The sequence below is a fragment of the Streptomyces sp. NPDC048349 genome, assembly GCF_040651925.1.
GTDB lineage: Bacteria > Actinomycetota > Actinomycetes > Streptomycetales > Streptomycetaceae > Streptomyces.
Genome location: NZ_JBEZLA010000065.1, coordinates 5,601 through 24,028, shown reverse-complemented (window position 1 = coordinate 24,028; position 18,428 = coordinate 5,601). Strand labels below are relative to the sequence as shown.

Sequence of the window (18,428 nt, the reverse complement as noted above, 5' to 3'; positions counted from 1 at the left end):
GTTCCGGCGCGACATCCGGCGCGACGTCCTGCGCCCTGCTGCGCGGGCTACGCGAGCGCGCGGGCGCGGGCCAGCAGCGCCCGCGCCGTGCGGTTGCCGCCCACCGGCTGGAGGCGGCCGCGCAGCCGGCGCAGGGCTTCGTCCACCCGCGCGGAGTCCAGTTGGGGCACCGCGTCCAGCATCTCGTGCCAGGTGGCGCAGGCCCGTTCCACGTGGCCCTGGTGCAGGTGGAGCTCGGCCAGCCGGGCGAGGGTGACCGCACGCGCCCGGCGCTCGCCCGGCGGCCGCCGGCGCAGTGACGTCCCGAGCGCGGCGATCGCACCGCGCACGTCCCCGAGGGCGGCCAGCGCCTCGGCCTGCTGATGGGCGAGCGCGGCGTGGTGGTAGTCCCCGATGGCCGCCCGCTGCCCGTCCGACCGCTCCAACAGCCGCTCCGCTTCGGCCAGATGGGTCAGCGCGGCCCGTCGGTCACCGCAGGCGGCCTCCGCGACGGCGAGCTGTCCGGTGACGAAGGCGGCCTGGAGGGCGGGCAGCCGCCCCGCCTCCCGGGCGGCCGCTCCGGCCAGCTCCCACGCCTGTTTCCGGTGGCCCAGGTAGTGGGCCTGCACGCTCATGGAGCGCAGCACCGGCGCCCAGCAGCCGGGGTCGCCGGCCTCCTGGCCGAGCCGCAGGCCGGCCCGGTAGTAGGCCTGCGCCATGCCCTGCTGGTTGCCGTCGAAGCAGAGGAACCCGGCGGTGTACGCGAGCCGCGCGGCGCAGCCCAGCAGCCGGTGCCGTACCGCGGGTGCGGCGCCCGCCCGGAGCCAGGGCGCCACGGTGGTGGCGAGGTAGCGGGTCAGGGCCGGCCGGGCCAGACCGCTCCCGAACATCATGTCGGCGTTGCGGAAGACCGGCAGGACGGCCTCGGCGGCGTCCACGTGGTCCGCCCCGATCCGCCCGGACAGCCGTGCGGGAGCCCCGGCTCCGCCCGGTGGCGGCCAGCCCGGGGGCCGCCAGGCCGAGGAGTAGACGGGGATCTCGCCCAGCAGGGCCAGGGCGTCGGCGCCCTGCGGTTCGGCGTCGGGCCGCTCCCTCGCCCTGATCCCCGCGGGCCGGGTGAGCCCGGTGTCGGCCGCGCTGATCCGCCGTCCGGTGCGGCGGCTGAGCGCCTCGGCGGCGAGGGCGACGACGTGCGCGGGCGGCCGGGTGCCGGCCAGCCAGTGCGAGATCGAGGTCCGGTCGTAACGCAGGGTGAGGCCCGCCTCGGCGGCCACGGCGTTGACGGCGCGTGCGAAGTCCTGCCCGCTCCAGCGCGCGTCGGTGAGGAGGGTGCGGAGTCGTCCGTTGGGTTCACGCTTGGCCATCAGAACCGCCCAGCTCGTACACGTGTCCATCCATTCAACGCGGTCGGACATTCAACACGGCGGGGCGGGGACGGATGTACCGGGTGAGGCCGTCCTGCCCCTAACTAAGACGTGTGCGCTCGGCGGCGCGCGGTCACACCGCGTGGCGATGGCGTACGGGAGCACGGCAGATCACACGGAGCGGGATCGTTGGCTCCGGTCACTCCCCACGCCGTCCCGCACGCCGCCCGCCCCGCACGCCGCCCCGCACTCGGCCCGCTGCTCCCCGGAAGACCGACCGAGAGGAAGGCCCGCCATGTCCGTCGATCCCAGCGCCGAAGTGGGCGTCGAGCACCTGACCGCCGCCGCCCGGCAGAGCCTGAGCACCGAAGCCGCCCGGAACCTGGCCACCACCACCAAGTCCGCGCCGCAGATGCAGGGGATCAGCTCGCGCTGGCTGCTGCGGATCCTGCCGTGGGTGCAGACGGGCGGCGGCACGTACCGGGTCAACCGGACCGTCAGCTACACCCTCGGCGACGGGCGCATCACCTTCGTGAAGACCGGCTCGGAACTACGGGTCATCCCGGCCATGCTGCGCGAGCTCGGCATGCTGCGGAACTTCCCCGACGACCAGGTGGTCAAGGCCATCGCCGACCGGTTCGTCAAGGAGGAGTTCCGCAAGGGCGACGTCATCGTGCGGCGCGGTGAGCCCGTGGACAAGATCTACCTCATCGCGCACGGCCGCATCGAGCGGCTGAGCGAGGGCGCGTACGGGGACGAGGCCAGTTTGGGCGTGCTCAGCGACGGCGACCACTTCGGCCACCATCCACTGCCCGACGCCCGCTGGGAGTTCACCGCCCGCGCCCAGACCGACGTGGTGACGATGACCTTCAACCGCGGCGACTGGGACGCGGCCCTGAACAGCTCCGCCGCGCTGCGCCGGCACGCGGAGGCCTATCTGGAGGCGGAGCGCGTCGGCCGCCGGGGCAGCGAGGCCGTGGACCTGTCCGCCGGCCACACCGGCGAGGTGCTGCTGCCGGGCACGTACGTCGACTACGACCTCAGCCCGCGCGAGTACGAGCTGAGCGTCGCGCAGACCGTCCTGCGCGTGCACTCCCGGGTCGCCGACCTCTACAACCAGCCGATGAACCAGTCCGAGCAGCAACTCCGCCTGACCGTCGAGGCATTGAAGGAACGCCAGGAGAGCGAGCTGATCAACAACGCGGAGTTCGGGCTGCTGCACAACGCCGACTACGAGCAGCGGATCTACCCCCGCACCGGTCCGCCGACCCCCGACGACATGGACGAACTCCTCAGCCGGCGGCGGGGGTCGCAGTACTTCCTGGCCCATCCGCGCACCATCGCCGCCTTCGGCCGCGAATGCAGCAGGCGCGGCCTGTACCCGGACAGCGTCGACTTCCAGGGCCACCGGGTCCCGTCCTGGCGCGGGGTGCCGCTGCTGCCCTGCAACAAGATCCCGGTGACGCCGGAGCGGACCAGCTCGATCCTGGTGCTGCGCACGGGCGAGGACAACGAGGGGGTCGTCGGGCTGCACCCGGTGGCGCTGCCCGACGAGTACGAGCCGGGCCTGTCCGTCCGCTTCATGCACATCAACGAGCAGGCGATCATCTCCTACCTGGTCACGGCCTACTACTCGGCGGCGATCCTCGTGCCGGACGCCGTCGGGGTGCTGGAGAACGTGGAGATCTCCCGTTTCGACGACTGAGTTCGACGACCGGGTTTCGATGACTGAGGGGGTCCCGACATGACCGCTCGGCAGGAGCACGCCTCCCGGCAGCCCTTCGAGCTGCCCGAGTTCTACCTCCCGCATCCCGCCCGCCTCAACCCCCACCTTGAGGAGGCCCGGACGCACACCCGCGCGTGGGCCGCGGACCTGGGGATGCTGGAAGGCTCGGGCGTCTGGGGCCCGGCCGACCTGGAGGCGCACGACTACGCGCTCTTGTGCGCCTACACCCACCCGGAATGCGACGGCCCGATGCTCTCGCTCGTCACCGACTGGTACGTGTGGGTGTTCTTCTTCGACGACTGGTTCCTGGAGCGCTTCAAGCGCTCCGGTGACCGGGCGGCCGGGCGGGACGCGCTCGAGCGCCTGGCCCCGTTCATGCCGGCCGACGCCGGTGCGCCGATGCCCGAGCCTGCCAATCCGGTGGAGGCGGGACTGGCCGACCTGTGGCGGCGTACGGTGCCGGGCCATTCGGCGGACTGGATCGGGCGCTTCAGCGCCAGCACCCGCCATCTGCTCCACGAGTCGCTGTGGGAGCTCGACAACATCACCATCGGCCGGGTGTCCAACCCGGTGGAGTACGTGGAACAGCGCCGCAAGGTGGGCGGCGCGCCCTGGTCCGCGGGGATCGTCGAGCACGCGGTGGGGGTCGAGGTGCCCCCGTCCGTTTCCGGGGAGCGGGCGCTGCGCGTCCTGCGCGACTGCTTCGCCGACTCGGTGCACCTGCGCAACGACCTGTTCTCGTACGAGCGGGAAATCGGGAAGGAGGGCGAGCTCAGCAACGGGGTGCTGGTCCTGGAGCGGTTCTTCGGCTGCACCACCCAGGAGGCGGCCGACCAGCTGAACAACATGCTGACCTCGCGGCTCCAGCAGTTCGAGAGCACCTTCTTCACCGAACTGCCGGTGCTCTTCGCGGAGAAGGGCCTGGACCCGGCCGAGGTCCTCGCCGTCCTCACGTACGCCCGCGGGCTCCAGGACTGGCAGTCCGGCGGCCACGAGTGGCACATGCGCTCCAGCCGGTACATGAACTCCCGTCCGGGCCGGGCCGGTTCCGCACTGCGCGGCCCGACCGGGCTGGGGACCACCGGGGCCAACATCAAGGCGCTGCTGGGCCTGACCGGCGGCGCGCGGCGGGCGCGCCGGCACGGCAACGTCCCCCACCGGGTGGGTCCTTCGGTGATCCCGGAGTTCTACATGCCGTACCGCAACGTCCTCAATCCGCACCTGGCCGGCGCCCGGGAGCGGCTCATCGAGTGGAACCGGCGGATGGGCTTCTTCGACGAGGGCCTGTGGTGGGAGGAGAAGGCACGGGACTACGACTTCGCGCTGTGCTCGGCGGGCATCGACCCGGGGGGCTCGTCCGAGGCCCTGGACATCAGCGCGGGCTGGCTGAGCTGGGGCACGTACGCGGACGACCTGTATCCGCTGGTCTTCGGCACCAGCCGGAGCCTGGCCGCCGCCAAGGTGCAGACCGGGCGGCTGTTCGCCTGCATGCCGCTGGACCTCTCGGCTCCGCCGCCCCCGGCGAACGCCATGGAGCGGGGGCTGGCCGACCTGTGGCGGCGTACGGCCACGCCGATGCCGGCGCGCGGCCGTGAGCTGTTCCGGGCGGGCGTGGAGCAGATGGTGGACAGCTGGCACTGGGAGCTGGACAACCAGTTCCACAACCGGGTACCGGACCCGGTGGACTACCTGGAGATGCGCCGGTTGACCTTCGGCTCGCCGATGACCACCGCGCTCGCCCGGTTGGCGCACCTGGACGTCGTGCCGCAGGAGGTCTACGGCAGTACGGCCGTGCGGTCCATGCACCAGGCGGCGTGCGACTACTCGGCCGTCATGAACGACGTGTACTCCTACCAGAAGGAGGTGGAGTACGAGGGCGAGCTGCACAACTTCCTGCTCGTCGCCGAGAACTTCTTCCAGTGCGACTACCCGACGGCGCTGCGGATCGCGAACGACCTGATGACCTCGCGGATGAAGCAGTTCGAGCACGTCGTGGAGAAGGAACTCCCCGTGATGTACGCGGACTACGGGCTGGACGCCGCGGCCCGTGCGGCCCTGGACCGCAACGCCCGGGAACTGCAGCAGTGGATGGCCGCCATCGCCGTCTGGCACGACGGGACGCGGCGCTACCGGCAGGAGGACCTCGTACGACACCACGCACACCGCCGGGCCGGGGCGGTCGGCGCGGTCGGGGCGGTCGTCCCGGGCCCGCCGGGCGGGCGCCGGCTCCCCCCGGCTCCGCACCGCGCCGCGTGGGCCTGACCTGCGCGGAGGCAGGTACCTTCGCAGGAATACGACGTTCCCCTGGTCTTACGGCGCAACCGGCGCATAATCGTCGTCATGCGGCTTGAAACTACCCTCTGGCCGCACTTGGTCACGCATGCGATGGGGGGCATCGTGCCGATGGGGGAATCAGGGGCGTCCGGAACACTGCCGGCTACGTCCGCGGAGATGTCGCGGCTGCTGACCGCCGTCCGGCGGGGACGCGTGCTGACGGTGACGGGCAGGTTCCAGGAGCCGCGGAGCCTGCTGGTGCGGGAGATCGCCCGGCGGCTCGCGTCCAACTTCTACGACGGGGTGGCCGTGGTCGACCTGGACCGCGCCTTCGGGGTACGGGACCTGACGGCCGCCCTGGGCTGCGTACCGGGCATGCCCTTACTCCCCTGCGGGACGGCCAACGCCGCCTCCTGGCTCGCCGAGCGCGACATGCTGCTCGTCCTCGACGGCAGCGACCGGCTCACCCCGGCGGCCGTTCACTGGCTGGGCGACCTGCTCTGCCGCGCGCCGGGCCTGCGGCTGCTGGCCGCCGGACGCCATCCGCTGGCCTTCGAGGAGGAGCGGGTCCACCGGCTGTGACCCGTGCCGGCATCAGTCGAGCTGCCGGCTGAGCTCGCGCCACACCGGGGCCGGACAGTGGCCCTGGGGGCGGGACTTGAGGAACATCCCGTACGCGACCCGGCGCGGTGGGAGGCCCGTCTCCACCCAGTGGGGGCGGCCGGAGACCTTGTCCCAGCCGTCGTTGGGCATCCGGACGTAGTCGGATCGCCCGTCCTTGTCCTTGCTGGTGATCTGGGCCACCTCCGCATGGTCGGCGCGAGCGGCCAGCACCACGCAGTAGTGGCGCAGCTGACGGGCGGGATCCTCCCGCAGCGGCACCATGGCCAGCCAGATCTCCCCCGGGGCCGGCCGGTGGGTGCGTACGGTCGCCACCGTGCGCGGGCCGCCGCGGGAGGTGTCCCACCAGCGGACGGCGGCCACGAAGGCGAGCGCCGCGAGCCCGGCGGCCATGCTCTCGGCGGTCGCCCGCACGTTCCACAGGGGCTGGTCGCCGACCTTGTCCTCGGTCCACCACAGCACCGCGGCGACCAGCGCCAGCAGGGCCGCGGCCCGGGCCGGGACCAGCCACCACACGAACGGCCGGCGCCGCCCGGCGAGCGCCGCGAGGACCAGGGCCACCACGACCGGGACGGCGTAGACGGTCAGGTACTGCCCGGCCCCCCGCAGCTCCTGCGGCGGCGTCTGCTCCGCGAGCAGATCGGGCAGCGCCAGCGGCACCGCCAGCAGGTACCCCACGGTGGGCAGGACGAACAGCACGAGGAGCAGCGCGGCGCAGCCGGTACCGCCGCAGGACGTGTCGGAACGGCGTGGCACAAAACCCCCAGAGTTCACCGGCGCTGAACGCTAGCGCAGGGCCCACTCCTCGGCCAGCGGTTCCGGGAGACTGCGGTTCCGGGCGGCCGCGGTTCCGGGCGGCGGGAGCGCGGATACAGGCGGCCCCGGACGGCGGGACCGCGGATACGGGCCGCGGATACGGGTCCGCCCCGGCCGGGCACGGGGCCTGGCCGGGGCGGAGCGCGTCACGCGTGGTTCTCCGGCGTCAGCCGAGGAGGGCCAGCGCCTGGTTGAGCGTGGCGGACGGGCGCATGACCGCCGCGGCCTTGGCCGGGTCGGGCTGGTAGTAGCCGCCGATGTCGGCCGGGGAGCCCTGGACGGCGATGAGCTCGGCGACGATCGTCTCCTCCTGCTCGGCCAGCGTCTTGGCGAGCGGGTCGAAGGCGGCGGCCAGCTTCGGGTCGGCGGTCTGGCGGGCCAGCTCCTGCGCCCAGTACAGCGCGAGGTAGAAGTGGCTGCCGCGGTTGTCGATGCCGCCCAGCTTGCGGCTCGGCGACTTGTCCTCGTTGAGGAAGCTGCCGGTCGCGCGGTCCAGGGTGTCGGCCAGCACCTGGGCGCGGGCGTTGCCGGTGGTGGTGGCGAGGTGCTCGAAGGAGACGGCCAGCGCGAGGAACTCGCCGAGCGAGTCCCAGCGCAGGTAGTTCTCCTTGACCAGCTGCTGGACGTGCTTCGGGGCGGAGCCGCCGGCGCCCGTCTCGAAGAGACCGCCGCCGTTCATCAGCGGGACCACCGACAGCATCTTGGCGCTGGTGCCCAGCTCCAGGATCGGGAAGAGGTCGGTCAGGTAGTCGCGCAGCACGTTGCCGGTCACCGAGATGGTGTCCTCGCCGCGGCGGATGCGCTCCAGGGAGAAGGCGGTGGCCTCGACCGGCGACAGGATCTTGATGTCCAGACCCTCGGTGTCGTGGTCGGCCAGGTACGTCTTCACCTTGGCGATGAGCTGCGCGTCGTGCGCGCGGCCCTCGTCCAGCCAGAACACGGCCGGGACGCCGGTGGCGCGGGCGCGGGTGACGGCGAGCTTGACCCAGTCCTGGATGGGCAGGTCCTTGGTCTGGCAGGCACGGAAGATGTCACCGGCGGCGACCTCCTGCTCCAGGACCACGTTGCCCTCGGCGTCGACGAGGCGGACGGTGCCCGCGGCGGCGATCTCGAAGGTCTTGTCGTGGCTGCCGTACTCCTCGGCCTTCTGGGCCATCAGGCCGACGTTCGGCACCGAGCCCATGGTGGACGGGTCGAACGCGCCGTGCGCGCGGCAGTCGTCGACGACGACCTGGTAGACACCGGCGTAGCTGCTGTCCGGGAGGACGGCGAGGGTGTCGGCCTCCTGGCCGTCGGGGCCCCACATGTGACCGGAGGTGCGGATCATCGCCGGCATGGAGGCGTCGACGATGACGTCGCTCGGGACGTGCAGGTTGGTGATGCCCTTGTCCGAGTCGACCATCGCCAGGGCCGGGCCCTCGGCGATCTCGGCCTCGAAGGAGGCCTTGATCTCGTCGCCGAGGCCGTGCGGGATGGCCGCCAGGCCGTTCAGGATGGCGCCGAGGCCGTCGTTCGGGGACAGGCCGGCGGCGACGAGGACCTCGCCGTACTTCGCGAAGGTCTTCGGGAAGAACGCGCGGACCACGTGGCCGAAGATGATCGGGTCGGAGACCTTCATCATCGTGGCCTTGAGGTGCACGGAGAAGAGGATGCCCTCGGCCTTGGCGCGGGCGATCTGCTCGTTCAGGAAGGTGCGCAGCGCGTCGACGTGCAGGACGGACGCGTCCACGACCTCGCCGGCGAGGACCGGTACGGACTCGCGCAGCACGGTGGTCGCGCCGTCGGCGGCGACGTGCTCGATGCGCAGCGTGCCGGCCTCGGCCATGACGGCCGACTTCTCGGTGGAGCGGAAGTCGTTCTCGCCCATGGTGGCGACGTTCGTCTTCGACTCGGGGACCCAGGCGCCCATGCGGTGCGGGTGGGCCTTGGCGTAGTTCTTGACCGAGGCGGGGGCGCGGCGGTCGGAGTTGCCCTCGCGCAGGACCGGGTTGACGGCGCTGCCCTTGACCTTGTCGTAGCGGGCGCGGACCTCGCGCTCCTCGTCGGTCTTCGGGTCGTCCGGGTAGTCCGGGAGCGCGTAGCCCTGGCCCTGGAGCTCGGCGATCGCGGCCTTGAGCTGCGGGATCGAGGCCGAGATGTTGGGGAGCTTGATGATGTTCGCTTCGGGGGTCTTCGCCAGCTCGCCGAGCTCGGCGAGGGCGTCGGCGATCCGCTGGCTCTCCTCGAGGTGCTCGGGGAAGCTGGCGATGATCCGACCGGCCAGGGAGATGTCACGGGTCTCGACATTCACACCGGCCGTCGACGCGTACGCCTGGATCACAGGCAGGAACGAATACGTCGCGAGGGCCGGGGCCTCGTCAGTGTGCGTGTAGATGATGGTCGAGTCAGTCACCGGATGCTCCGCTCCACAGTCTGCGTCTCTCGTCTGCAACATTGCTCGACATCAAGATATCTCGTGATCGGCCCGGTCTGGACAGCCCCCTGCCACGAGCCGAGGGAGATCCGGGTCACGCGGAGCCGCCAGAACGCCGAAAGCGCCGCCCGCGGCTGTCTCCGGCCGGGGCGGCGCTCGGGCACTGCGGGCTGCGGCCCAGGTCAGGCGTAGACCGCCTTGGGGCTCGGGCCGTGAACGTTCGGTGCGGACTGGCCTTCCTCGGCCATGAGGACGAGCAGCCAGATCCAGCCGATGACCGGGAGCAGGACGAGCAGGTACCACCAGCCGGACTTGCCCGTGTCGTGCAGGCGGCGCACGGTGAGGCCGATGCACGGCAGGAGGATCGCCACGGTGTAGGCACCCTCGATGATGCCCTTCGTGCCGAGCCAGAGGTCCAGGGACACGATGACGGCCTCGACCACGAGGTTGCACAGGACGAACATCCAGAACTCCTGGCGGCGGGCGCGCCCGGAGAAGACGGCGTACTTCTTCAGCACATCGGTGTAGTGGTGCACGAGTCCCCCCAGAGGACGGATGGTGGGCCCGTCCTGCTGGAGCAAGCCGGGGCAGAATTTATGCCCCGGTTACTGGCGGGTCAAGGTCCGTTCCGCCGCCGCCCGATCGGCCGCGCAAGGCCTCGTCCGGCCCGCGCTCCCGTCAGCCGATGTGGAAGGAGTCCCCGTACACCTTCCAGTCCAGGGGGGTGTTGAGGTTCAGGTTGCCCTTCTTGAGGAAGACCCGCTGCGCGGTGTCGACGCGGCTGGTGTCGCTGTGCGCCTCCTCCTGCTTCATCGCCCACACGCGGGCGTCGAGGAAGGCGTTCAGCCAGGCGGTCTCGCTGCCGCCCTGGGACGGGGGCTTGGCCTTGGACAGCGCCCGCTTGCGGATGTTGCGGAAGCTCGTGGAGTCCGTGCCGTCGCCGTGCATGACGAGGGCGTCGTAGTAGATGAACTGGCCGAGGGTGCCGACCTTGTCGGACTTGCCCTGGCTGACCGCCGGGTTGAAGTACACCCGGTCGCGCTCGTGGTCCTGGGCCTTCCTGAACTCCGCGTCCTGGGCCGCCTTCGCCCAGTCCCTGGTGAAGTTCGGGTCGAGGCCGGCGTGCGAATCGGTGCCGTCGACACGGCGCAGCGCGGGGAGGTACTTCGCGAGGACGTTGCCGGGCTTGACCTCGGTGTAGTACTCGACGAGGTCGAGCATGTCGCCGGTGCCGGAACAGAAGCCGATGATGCCGGCCGTGTAGCCGCGGCCGTCGTCTATGTCCTCGATGTACTTGTACTGCGCCTTCCAGTCCAGCGAGGAGTTCTCCGCACTGGAGACGATCTGCATGGCGATCTCCTTCTTCGCCGGATCGTCGAGGCCGACGGCCGCGGCCGCCTGCGCCTTCGCGGAGGCGGCGCCGGCTCCGATGTCGACGGCGGTCGCCTGGGCCGTCACCGGTACGGCGAGCAGCGCACTGCCGAGCAGGGCGCCGATCACCATGGTCTTGCGGCGGGGGGTGAACACAAGGCCTCCAGGGGGGAGTTGAGGCTTCCCGGTTTCGTTAAGAAACTTTACTACCAGACTTTGCGGCATCTCAAGACCCGGGAGCTCCCCCACTCGGGCCGTCAACTTCCGCTTGGCGTCACGTCCTCCGGGGCGCGTGAGGCCGTAGAGGCCGTGGAGGCCTTACCTCCTGCCCAGGCGCCCCGGCGCTCCTCACCGGAATGTTCAGAGCCAGCCGTTGCGCCGGAAGCCCCGGTGGATGACGAAGCAGGCGACCGCCATGACGCCGAGGACGAGCGGGTACCCGTACGTCCAGCGCAACTCGGGCATGTGGTCGAAGTTCATCCCGTAGACCCCGCAGACCATGGTCGGCACGGCGACGATCGCCGCCCACGCCGTGATCTTGCGCATGTCCTCGTTCTGCGCGACGGTCACCTGCGCCAGGTGCGCCTGGAGGATGGAGTCGAGCAGGTTGTCGTAGGTGCCGATCTGTTCGGTGGTCCGGGTCAGGTGGTCGGCCACGTCCCGGAAGTAGGCGCGGAAGTCGGGCGGGATCACCGGTATCGGCTGGGTCGCCAGCTGTTCGAGCGGGCGGCTCAGCGGCGCCACGGCCCGCCTGAGCTCGAGGAGTTCACGCTTGAGCTGGTAGATCCGGCCGGCGTCGCCGCGCCCGCCGGCCTCGCTGAACACCGCGGTCTCGACGGCGTCTATGTCGTTCTGCACCGCGTCCGTGACGGCCACATAGTCGTCGACCACGTGGTCGACCATGGCGTGCAGGACGGCCGCCGGCCCCTTGGCCAGCTGCTCCGGGGCCGCCTCCAGCTCCTCGCGGACCGGGCCGAGCGTGCCGCGGCCGCCGTGCCGGATGGTGATGACGAAGTCCTCACCGGTGAAGGCCATCAGCTCGCCGGTCTCCACCACCTCGCTGGTCGCGGTCAGTTCCTCGTGCTCGACGTAGCGCACGGTCTTGAAGACGGAGAACAGCGTGCTGTCGTACCGCTCCACCTTGGGACGCTGGTGCGCGTTCACGGCGTCCTCGACGGCGAGCGGGTGCAGGCCGAACAGCTCGGCCAGTCCGGCGAGTTCGGACTCCGCCGGTTCGTGCAGGCCGATCCAGACGAAGCCGGAGCCCGACTTGCGGACCCGCCGCAGCGCCTCCTCGACCTCCGCGCAGCCGTCCTGGCGCACGCCCTCGTGGTAGACCACGCAGTTGACCACCGCGCTCCCGAGCGGGGAGCGGGAGGGGTGGCTGAGGTCGACGGCGCGCCGGTAGCCGCGGCGCACGACCCGGCGGAAGGTGCTGAACATGGACAACGACGTGCTCCTCTTTCGGCTGATCGGCGGCCAGTCTGCCATCGCACCGCCCGGCGGTCGGCGCCCCCGCGAGCGGTCTCAGGTCCGGTCGACGAACACACTGGTCGACTTCACCCGCGCCGTGGCCCGCGCTCCCACCTCCAGCCCGAGCTCCTCCACCGCCTCCCGGGTGAGGAGCGACACGATGCGGTGCGGCCCGGCCTGGATCTCCACCTGTGCGTCGACCGTGCCCAGCCGCACGCCGGTGACGATCCCGGGGAAGGCGTTGCGCGCCGAGGTGTACGGGGCTTCCCCGCCCTCGCCTTCGCCGCCCTCCTGCGCGAGCGCCACGCAGAACGCGGCCAGGTCCGGCCCGTCGACGATGCGCCGCGTGCCGTCCCGGCGCGTGGGGAACCGCTCGGCGTCCGCCCAGCGCCGCGCCGTGTCGACGCTCACGCCGAGCAGCCGCGCCGCCTGGCCGATCGTGTAGGACTCCATGCCCCGCAGCTTAGGACGTGCCCGCGGGGGGTCTGCGGAGCGCCTCCCCCGCCGCCTCCGCGACCAGTCGCGCCACCAGCGACAGCGCCGGCGAGTCCAGCTTCCACTGCTGCCAGTACAGGGGGACGTCCAGCGGCCGCCGGGGCGCGAGCAGCACCAGCCCGCCCGTGCGCACCAGCGGCCCCGCCTGCTGCTCGGGCACCAGCCCCCACCCCAGCCCCGCGACCACCGCGTCGCGGAACCCTTCCGAGGTCGGCACGTGGTGCCGCAGGGGCCCGGCGCCCACCGCCGGCGACCCGGCCCGCGCCCCCTTCCGGGCCCCCGCCAGTGACCGCACGAAGACGTCCTGGAGTTCGTCCTTGCGGTCGAAGACGATCGTCGGTGCCCGCCGCAGGTCCCGCTCCAGCGCCCCCGTGAGGTGCCGGGCCGCGAAGTCCGGGCTCGCCACCGGCAGGTACCGGGCCAGTCCCAGCATCCGTACGCTGCACCCGGCCACCGGGTCCGGCGAGGAGGTCACCGCCGCCATCACCTGGCCCTCCCGCAGCAGCGCGGTCGTGTGCGACTCGTCCTCGCGGTGCAACTCGACGCAGACCGGCGGGTCCTGCGGCACCCGGCTCAGCACCGGCAGGAACCAGGTCGCGAGCGAGTCCGCGTTCACCGCGATCGGCAGCCGCACCGGCCCCAGCCCCTCGGCCATGCCCAGCTCGGCCCGGGCATCGCGCTCCAGCCGGGCCAGCTGCCGGGCGAAGCGGACCACCACCTCCCCCGAGTCCGTCGCCCGCACCGGCTTCGTCCGCATCAGCAGCACGCGCCCGGTCCGCTGCTCCAGGGCCTTGACCCGCTGGCTGACCGCCGAGGGGGTCACGTGCAGGGCGGCCGCCGCCGCGTCGAAGGTGCCCTCGTCCACGACGGCCAGCAGCGTCCGTACCTGATCGAGGGGAAGCTCGTCCATCACGAGAGCTAAGGGTACGTAAAAATCTTTAGCTGTACTGAACCCAGGCCGCTGCCTACGGTCGAAGACATGACACACGGCATCATCACGGCGGCCCTCGCCGGCTTCGGCACCGGACTCTCCCTCATCGTCGCCATCGGCGCGCAGAACGCCTTCGTCCTGCGGCAGGGCGCGCGCCGTCACGCCGTTCTCGCCGTGGTCGCCATCTGCGCCCTGTCCGACGCGCTCCTGATCGCGCTCGGCGTCGCCGGTGTGGGGGCGTTCGTCACCGCCTGGCCCGCCGCCCTGACCGTGGTCGGGCTGGCCGGGGGCGGGTTCCTCATCTGCTACGGGGTCCTCGCGGCCCGCCGGGTGCTGCGGCCCGTACCGGGCGCCGCCCTCAGCGCCGAGGGGTCCGCCACCGGGTCGGGCCGCCGGGCCGTGCTGACCTGCCTGGCCATGACCTGGCTCAACCCGCACGTCTACCTGGACACCGTCCTGCTCCTCGGCTCCCTCGCCGCCGACCGCGGCGACCTGCGCTGGGCCTTCGGCATCGGGGCCGGTCTGGCCAGCCTGACCTGGTTCGGGACCCTGGGCTACGGCGCCCGACTGCTGAGCGGACTGCTGGCCCGTCCCGCCGCGTGGCGGGTGCTGGACGGCCTGGTCGCGGCGACCATGGTGACGATGGGCGGCCTGCTGCTGGCCCGCGCCTGACCCCTGCCGCGCCGGCGCACGGGCCGTGCGGGGGAGCGGGAATCCGGCCGACCGACGCGACCGCCCGACCGACGACCCCTGGAGCCCGCCGTGCCCGACCGCCCCTCCCCCGACACGGTGCGGGCGTACTACGCCGCCCAGCCCTCCCCGCTCGTGGCCGCCACCGGGGTCGTCCTGGATGCGCGCGGGCGGGTCCTCGTACTGACCACCTTGTACAAGGCGGATCTGGAGCTGCCCGGCGGCACCGTGGAGGACACCGAGACCCCGGAGGAAGGACTGGCACGGGAACTGAAGGAGGAACTGGACCTCGGCCTGCCGGTGGGCCGGCTGCTCGCGGTGGACTCCCGCCCGCCCGGCGAACTCGGCCGCTCCCTCGTCGTGCACGTCCACCTCGTCGGCCCGCTGCAGCCGGAGGAGGCCGCCGCGATCTCCTTCCCGGACGGCGAGATCAGCGCGGCGCGCTGGCTCGCGCCGGAGGAGGCCTGCGCGGCCCTGCCCGAGCGGATCGCCCCCCGGCTGCGTGCCGCACTGGCCGCTCTGCACACCGGCTCCCTGGCCCACCTGGTCGACGGCGTGCCCCAGCCCGGCTCCCCGGCGGGCCTCGACCCGGCCGACCGCAGCGCCCTCGAGCACGCGGGCGCCCTCGACGCCGCAGGGCACCGCGCCAGCCGCCCCAAGGCGACGACCGCGGCGAGCGTGCTGTTCACCGACGCCGACGGGCGGATCCTGCTGGTGCGGCCCGCGTACGGGAACACCCGCCGCTGGCAGCTGCCCGGCGGCGGCATCGACAGCGACCTGGGCGAGACCCCGCGCGCCGCCGCCCGCCGGGAGGTCCGGGAGGAGATCGGCCTCGACCTCGCCCCGGGCCGCCTGCTGGCCGTCGACTGGTCCCACAAGCCGGCACGCCTGGCGCGCGTCCGCTTCCTGTACGACGGCGGCGTACTCGACTCCCGCTCCCTCGCCCGCATCCGCCTGGACCCCTCGGAACTCCTCGCCTGGCGCACGGCCGCCCCGGCGGAACTGCGCGACCTGGTCAAACCCTCCCTCCGGCGCCGGATCAAGGCCGGGCTCACCGCCCGGGCCACGGGAGCGGGCCCCCTGGAACTCCACGCGGGCCGCCCGGCCGAAGGGTGAGCTGCGGCGACGGGCCGGGCGCTGCGGCGGTTCAGTGCCGGTCGGCCCGCGCCGGCGTGTCGTCGAGGAAGCCCCCCGACTGGTGCTGCCACAGCTTCGCGTAGGCGCCGTCCGCGGCGAGCAGCTCCTTGTGCGAGCCCTGCTCGACGATCCGTCCGCGGTCGAGGACGACGAGCCGGTCCATGCCGGCCACCGTGCTCAGCCGGTGCGCCACCACGAGCGCGGTCCGCCCGTCCATGAGCCGCCACAGCGCGTCCTGTACGAGGATCTCGCTCTCGGAGTCCAGGGCGCTGGTCGCCTCGTCGAGGAGCAGGATCGGCGCGTCGCGAAGGATCGCCCGGGCGAGGGCGACGCGCTGGCGCTGTCCGCCGGACAGCTTGACCCCGCGCTCCCCCACCATGGTGTCGAAGCCGTCCGGCAGGGCGTCGGCGAACTCCGTGACGTGCGCCGCCGCGGCCGCGCGGCGGACTTCGGCGTCGGTGGCGTCCGGGCGGGCGAAGGCGATGTTGTCCCGCAGCGTGCGGTGGAACATCGCGGGGTCCTGCGGTACGTAGGCGATCAGGCTGCGCAGGTCGGCCTGGGACAGCTTGCTGATGTCCTGCCCGCCGATCAGGATCCGGCCGGCGTCGATGTCCGTCATCCGCAGCAGCAGCCGGGTGAGCGTGGTCTTGCCCCCGCCGGAGCGGCCGACGAGGCCGATCTTCGTCCCGTCGGCCACGGCGAGGTCGAGGCCTTCGAAGAGCGGCTTTCCCGCCGCGTGGGCGAAGTGCACCCGCTCGAAGCGCACGTCGGCGGCCGGCGGGCTGGACAGGGGTTGCGGGGAGGGCGGGTCGAGCACGGTCGGCGGTTCCCTCAGCAGTTCGGTGAACTGTGCCGCCTCCGTCATCGAGCTTTCCAGGCGGCGGTAGATCTGGTTGAACTCGAACATGATCCGCGTCGCACTGGCGTAGTAGGTGAAGGCGACGATCACCGCCTCCACGCCGTGCTCTCCCGCGCCGAGCGCGACGGCGAGCACCAGGCCCAGCACGTTGGTCAGCACGGACATGGGCGCCACGATCGTGTCGATGCGCAGGTTCCCGTAGTCCCACGAACGCAGCATGAGCCGCCGCGACTCCGCGACCCGGGACCGGTGCTCGGCGGCCTCGCGCTCCTCGGCGGCGAACGCACGGACCGTGTCCATGTTCATCAGGCTGTCGGCGACGTGGCCCGACACCCGGGCGATGGCCCGTTCCCGCTGGGCGACGAGCGCCTGGCGGCGGCGGATCAGCGGGGCGACGCACAGCGCCGTGAACGCGATCAGCGTCAGGAGCCCGGCCACGAGGAGCGGGTCGTACTGCCAGAGCACCACCGAGGCGAACACGAGCGGCACGAAGCTGCCCATCACGGAGAAGGTCAGCGTGTCGACGAACTCCTCGAAGCGGGAGGCGAAGCCGAGGACCCGTTTGGTCAGCGAGCCGGCGAAGTTGTCGTGGAAGAACGAGGCGTCCTTGGCGTACAGCTCTTCCATGCCGATCACGTACAGGTGCTCGATGCCGCGGGCGTCGACGCGGTTGATGCAGTGGAACCCGATGCGCCACAGCGCCTCCCCGGCCAGCAGGGCGCCGGCGAAGGCCAGGAGGTAGGGGAGCATCGAGCCGATGTCGGCACTGGTGGTGCCCGTATCACCCGCGATCCGGCCGACGAGCTTCGCGACGACCAGCGGCGCGATGTAGTTGATGCCGATGTTGCCCAGCGCCGGGAGCAGCATCGCGGGAATCGTGAGCCACCGCAGTCGTGCAAGCTCCCGTCCGTAGTACCGGAGTGCGAGGAGCACGGAGCCCCTGCCCGGCGAGCCTTCGTGCGATTCGGGCGATCCCATGCCAACCCTGCTTTGTCGGACCAGAAGGACAAGGCTCGCAGTGTCCCGCGGCGGCGACCGCGCAGTCCAAGTGTTTTTCACGGCGGTCGACTTGATGATTCATCAGATGATCGCCCTGCCCGCGTCACGGGGAGGGGAACGAATGGGTGACGGACGGACGACGCGACCGTCGCGACGAGGTGGAATCCACCCTTTTATGTACTTTTGGTGATCGACTGCTTGCACCAAGTGATTCAGTGCGTTCGAAGGCAGAGGCACGGAGGGTATTGATGCACAAGCTCCAGAAGGTCTTGATCGCCGTCGTCGCGGCGGGGAGTCTGACCGCCCTGGGCGCGGGAGGCGCTCACGCCGACACCGCGAGCGGGCCCGGTGGCCCGTCCTCCCACGGGGTGGACGTGCGGGGCGGCCAGACGCTGTCGACCGCACCCACGGCGCGGACGACTCTGACAGGGCTTCCCCGGCTGGCCCGGCTGCCGCAGCTGCCGGCTCTGCCCAAGCTCCCGCCGCTCCCGCGACTGCCTCAGCTTCCGCGGACTGCAGCCGGCGCCGGCGCCGCCGCCGCGCAGCTGTCCCTGCAGGGCTCGTTCTACGGGCCGTACGCCCCGTACGCCGCGTATGCACCGTACGCGCCGTACGCGCCGTACGTGGGGTACGCGGGGTACGCGGGGGCGGGCGACGGCTCCGGAACCCCGAACACGCCCAACACGCCGAACACCCCCAACACCCCCAACACCCCGAATTCGCCGAACACCCCGAACACGCCCAACACTCCGAACACGCCCAATACCCCGAACACCCCGAATTCGCCGAACACCCCCAACACCCCCAATACGCCGAACACCCCGAACACTCCGAACACCCCGAATTCGTAAGGACGCCAAAGCCCCGGCCCGAGGCCGGGGCTGCGGGTCCCGCTCCCGCACGCGGCGGCGCCGCGCAGTGTCTTCACTGCGCGGCGCCGTCATCTGCTTATCCGTCACCCCGGGGTGTTGGGGGTGTTGGGGGTGTTCGGGGTGTTGGCTCCGGCACCTCCGGGGGTGTTGGGGGTGTTAGGAGTGTTGGGGGTGTTGTTACCCCCACCGCCGGGGGTGTTGGGGGTGTTGGGCGTGTTCGGGGTGTTGGGGGTGTTGTTACCGCCACCACCGGGAGAGTTCGGGGTGTTGGGCGTGTTCGGGGTGTTGGGGGTGTTGTTACCGCCACCGCCCGGAGAGTTCGGGGTGTTGGGCGTGTTCGGGGTGTTGGGGGTGTTGTTACCGCCACCGCCCGGAGAGTTCGGGGTGTTGGGCGTGTTCGGGGTGTTT

Annotated in this window: 16 protein-coding genes; 7 read left to right on the top strand and 9 right to left on the bottom strand. The window is 71.9% G+C overall.

The window, feature by feature from the left end; translation table 11 throughout:
- Positions 1-47: 47 nt before the first annotated feature.
- Complete coding sequence (locus AB0D44_RS28400) at positions 48-1,343, bottom strand: hypothetical protein (protein ID WP_362596053.1); 1,296 nt, start codon at positions 1,341-1,343, stop codon at positions 48-50.
- Between the two features lie 295 nt (positions 1,344-1,638).
- On the opposite strand from AB0D44_RS28400, the gene AB0D44_RS28395 reads away from it, so the two are divergent.
- The 3 genes from AB0D44_RS28395 to AB0D44_RS28385 all read left to right on the top strand — a co-directional run bounded on the left by AB0D44_RS28395 (position 1,639) and on the right by AB0D44_RS28385 (position 5,925).
- Positions 1,639-3,048: a family 2B encapsulin nanocompartment shell protein gene (locus tag AB0D44_RS28395; protein ID WP_362596051.1), complete on the top strand. Its 1,410-nt coding sequence runs from the start codon at positions 1,639-1,641 to the stop codon at positions 3,046-3,048.
- 39 nt (positions 3,049-3,087) lie between these two features.
- The gene (locus AB0D44_RS28390) at positions 3,088-5,331 is read left to right on the top strand and encodes a germacradienol/geosmin synthase (protein WP_362596049.1); all 2,244 of its coding nucleotides are present in this window, start codon (positions 3,088-3,090) and stop codon (positions 5,329-5,331) included.
- A gap of 189 nt (positions 5,332-5,520) precedes the next feature.
- Positions 5,521-5,925, top strand: a complete 405-nt coding sequence (locus AB0D44_RS28385) for a hypothetical protein (RefSeq protein WP_362596047.1) — start codon at positions 5,521-5,523, stop codon at positions 5,923-5,925.
- A 12-nt stretch (positions 5,926-5,937) separates the two neighbouring features.
- Here AB0D44_RS28385 and AB0D44_RS28380 read toward each other — a convergent pair whose 3' ends face one another.
- The 7 genes from AB0D44_RS28380 to AB0D44_RS28350 all read right to left on the bottom strand — a co-directional run bounded on the left by AB0D44_RS28380 (position 5,938) and on the right by AB0D44_RS28350 (position 13,442).
- Positions 5,938-6,720, bottom strand: coding sequence for a hypothetical protein (locus AB0D44_RS28380; protein ID WP_362596045.1), 783 nt, complete (start codon positions 6,718-6,720; stop codon positions 5,938-5,940).
- Positions 6,721-6,946: 226 nt separating this feature from the next.
- Positions 6,947-9,172, bottom strand: coding sequence for an NADP-dependent isocitrate dehydrogenase (locus AB0D44_RS28375; RefSeq protein WP_362596043.1), 2,226 nt, complete (start codon positions 9,170-9,172; stop codon positions 6,947-6,949).
- 203 nt (positions 9,173-9,375) lie between these two features.
- On the bottom strand, positions 9,376-9,774 hold the full coding sequence (locus tag AB0D44_RS28370; RefSeq protein ID WP_362596042.1) for a DUF805 domain-containing protein: 399 nt from the start codon (positions 9,772-9,774) through the stop codon (positions 9,376-9,378).
- A gap of 97 nt (positions 9,775-9,871) precedes the next feature.
- Complete coding sequence (locus AB0D44_RS28365) at positions 9,872-10,696, bottom strand: chitosanase (RefSeq protein WP_362596086.1); 825 nt, start codon at positions 10,694-10,696, stop codon at positions 9,872-9,874.
- 228 nt (positions 10,697-10,924) lie between these two features.
- On the bottom strand, positions 10,925-12,007 hold the full coding sequence (gene corA / locus AB0D44_RS28360) for a magnesium/cobalt transporter CorA (protein WP_362596041.1): 1,083 nt from the start codon (positions 12,005-12,007) through the stop codon (positions 10,925-10,927).
- An 84-nt stretch (positions 12,008-12,091) separates the two neighbouring features.
- Positions 12,092-12,490, bottom strand: coding sequence for a TOBE domain-containing protein (locus AB0D44_RS28355; protein ID WP_362596039.1), 399 nt, complete (start codon positions 12,488-12,490; stop codon positions 12,092-12,094).
- A gap of 10 nt (positions 12,491-12,500) precedes the next feature.
- Positions 12,501-13,442, bottom strand: a complete 942-nt coding sequence (locus AB0D44_RS28350; RefSeq protein WP_362596037.1) for a LysR family transcriptional regulator ArgP — start codon at positions 13,440-13,442, stop codon at positions 12,501-12,503.
- A gap of 69 nt (positions 13,443-13,511) precedes the next feature.
- Between AB0D44_RS28350 and AB0D44_RS28345 the strand changes: the two genes are divergently transcribed.
- Both AB0D44_RS28345 and AB0D44_RS28340 read left to right on the top strand, forming a co-directional pair.
- Positions 13,512-14,135, top strand: coding sequence for a LysE/ArgO family amino acid transporter (locus AB0D44_RS28345; protein WP_362596035.1), 624 nt, complete (start codon positions 13,512-13,514; stop codon positions 14,133-14,135).
- A gap of 90 nt (positions 14,136-14,225) precedes the next feature.
- Positions 14,226-15,269 (top strand): NUDIX hydrolase, encoded by a 1,044-nt coding sequence (locus AB0D44_RS28340; protein ID WP_362596033.1) that lies wholly within the window; start codon positions 14,226-14,228, stop codon positions 15,267-15,269.
- A gap of 31 nt (positions 15,270-15,300) precedes the next feature.
- On the opposite strand, the gene AB0D44_RS28335 is transcribed toward AB0D44_RS28340, so the two are convergent.
- Positions 15,301-17,127 carry an ABC transporter ATP-binding protein gene (locus tag AB0D44_RS28335; protein WP_362596031.1) on the bottom strand — a complete coding sequence of 609 codons (1,827 nt, stop codon included), beginning with the start codon at positions 17,125-17,127 and terminating at the stop codon, positions 15,301-15,303.
- 269 nt (positions 17,128-17,396) lie between these two features.
- Between AB0D44_RS28335 and AB0D44_RS28330 the strand changes: the two genes are divergently transcribed.
- Positions 17,397-17,999, top strand: a complete 603-nt coding sequence (locus AB0D44_RS28330) for a hypothetical protein (RefSeq protein ID WP_362596029.1) — start codon at positions 17,397-17,399, stop codon at positions 17,997-17,999.
- A gap of 132 nt (positions 18,000-18,131) precedes the next feature.
- A partial coding sequence (locus AB0D44_RS28325; protein ID WP_362596028.1) for a hypothetical protein occupies positions 18,132-18,428 on the top strand: 297 nt, incomplete at its 3' end.

Bases quoted from the DNA above. Each gene is read 5' to 3' on its own strand.
- AB0D44_RS28400 (WP_362596053.1), bottom strand. From the start codon at position 1,343: ATGGCCAAGCGTGAACCCAACGGACGACTCCGCACCCTCCTCACCGAC.
- AB0D44_RS28395 (WP_362596051.1), top strand. From the start codon at position 1,639: ATGTCCGTCGATCCCAGCGCCGAAGTGGGCGTCGAGCACCTGACCGCC.
- AB0D44_RS28390 (WP_362596049.1), top strand. From the start codon at position 3,088: ATGACCGCTCGGCAGGAGCACGCCTCCCGGCAGCCCTTCGAGCTGCCC.
- AB0D44_RS28385 (WP_362596047.1), top strand. From the start codon at position 5,521: ATGTCGCGGCTGCTGACCGCCGTCCGGCGGGGACGCGTGCTGACGGTG.
- AB0D44_RS28365 (WP_362596086.1), bottom strand. From the start codon at position 10,696: ATGGTGATCGGCGCCCTGCTCGGCAGTGCGCTGCTCGCCGTACCGGTG.
- corA (WP_362596041.1), bottom strand. From the start codon at position 12,007: ATGTTCAGCACCTTCCGCCGGGTCGTGCGCCGCGGCTACCGGCGCGCC.
- AB0D44_RS28355 (WP_362596039.1), bottom strand. From the start codon at position 12,490: ATGGAGTCCTACACGATCGGCCAGGCGGCGCGGCTGCTCGGCGTGAGC.
- AB0D44_RS28350 (WP_362596037.1), bottom strand. From the start codon at position 13,442: ATGGACGAGCTTCCCCTCGATCAGGTACGGACGCTGCTGGCCGTCGTG.
- AB0D44_RS28345 (WP_362596035.1), top strand. From the start codon at position 13,512: ATGACACACGGCATCATCACGGCGGCCCTCGCCGGCTTCGGCACCGGA.
- AB0D44_RS28335 (WP_362596031.1), bottom strand. From the start codon at position 17,127: ATGGGATCGCCCGAATCGCACGAAGGCTCGCCGGGCAGGGGCTCCGTG.
- AB0D44_RS28330 (WP_362596029.1), top strand. From the start codon at position 17,397: ATGCACAAGCTCCAGAAGGTCTTGATCGCCGTCGTCGCGGCGGGGAGT.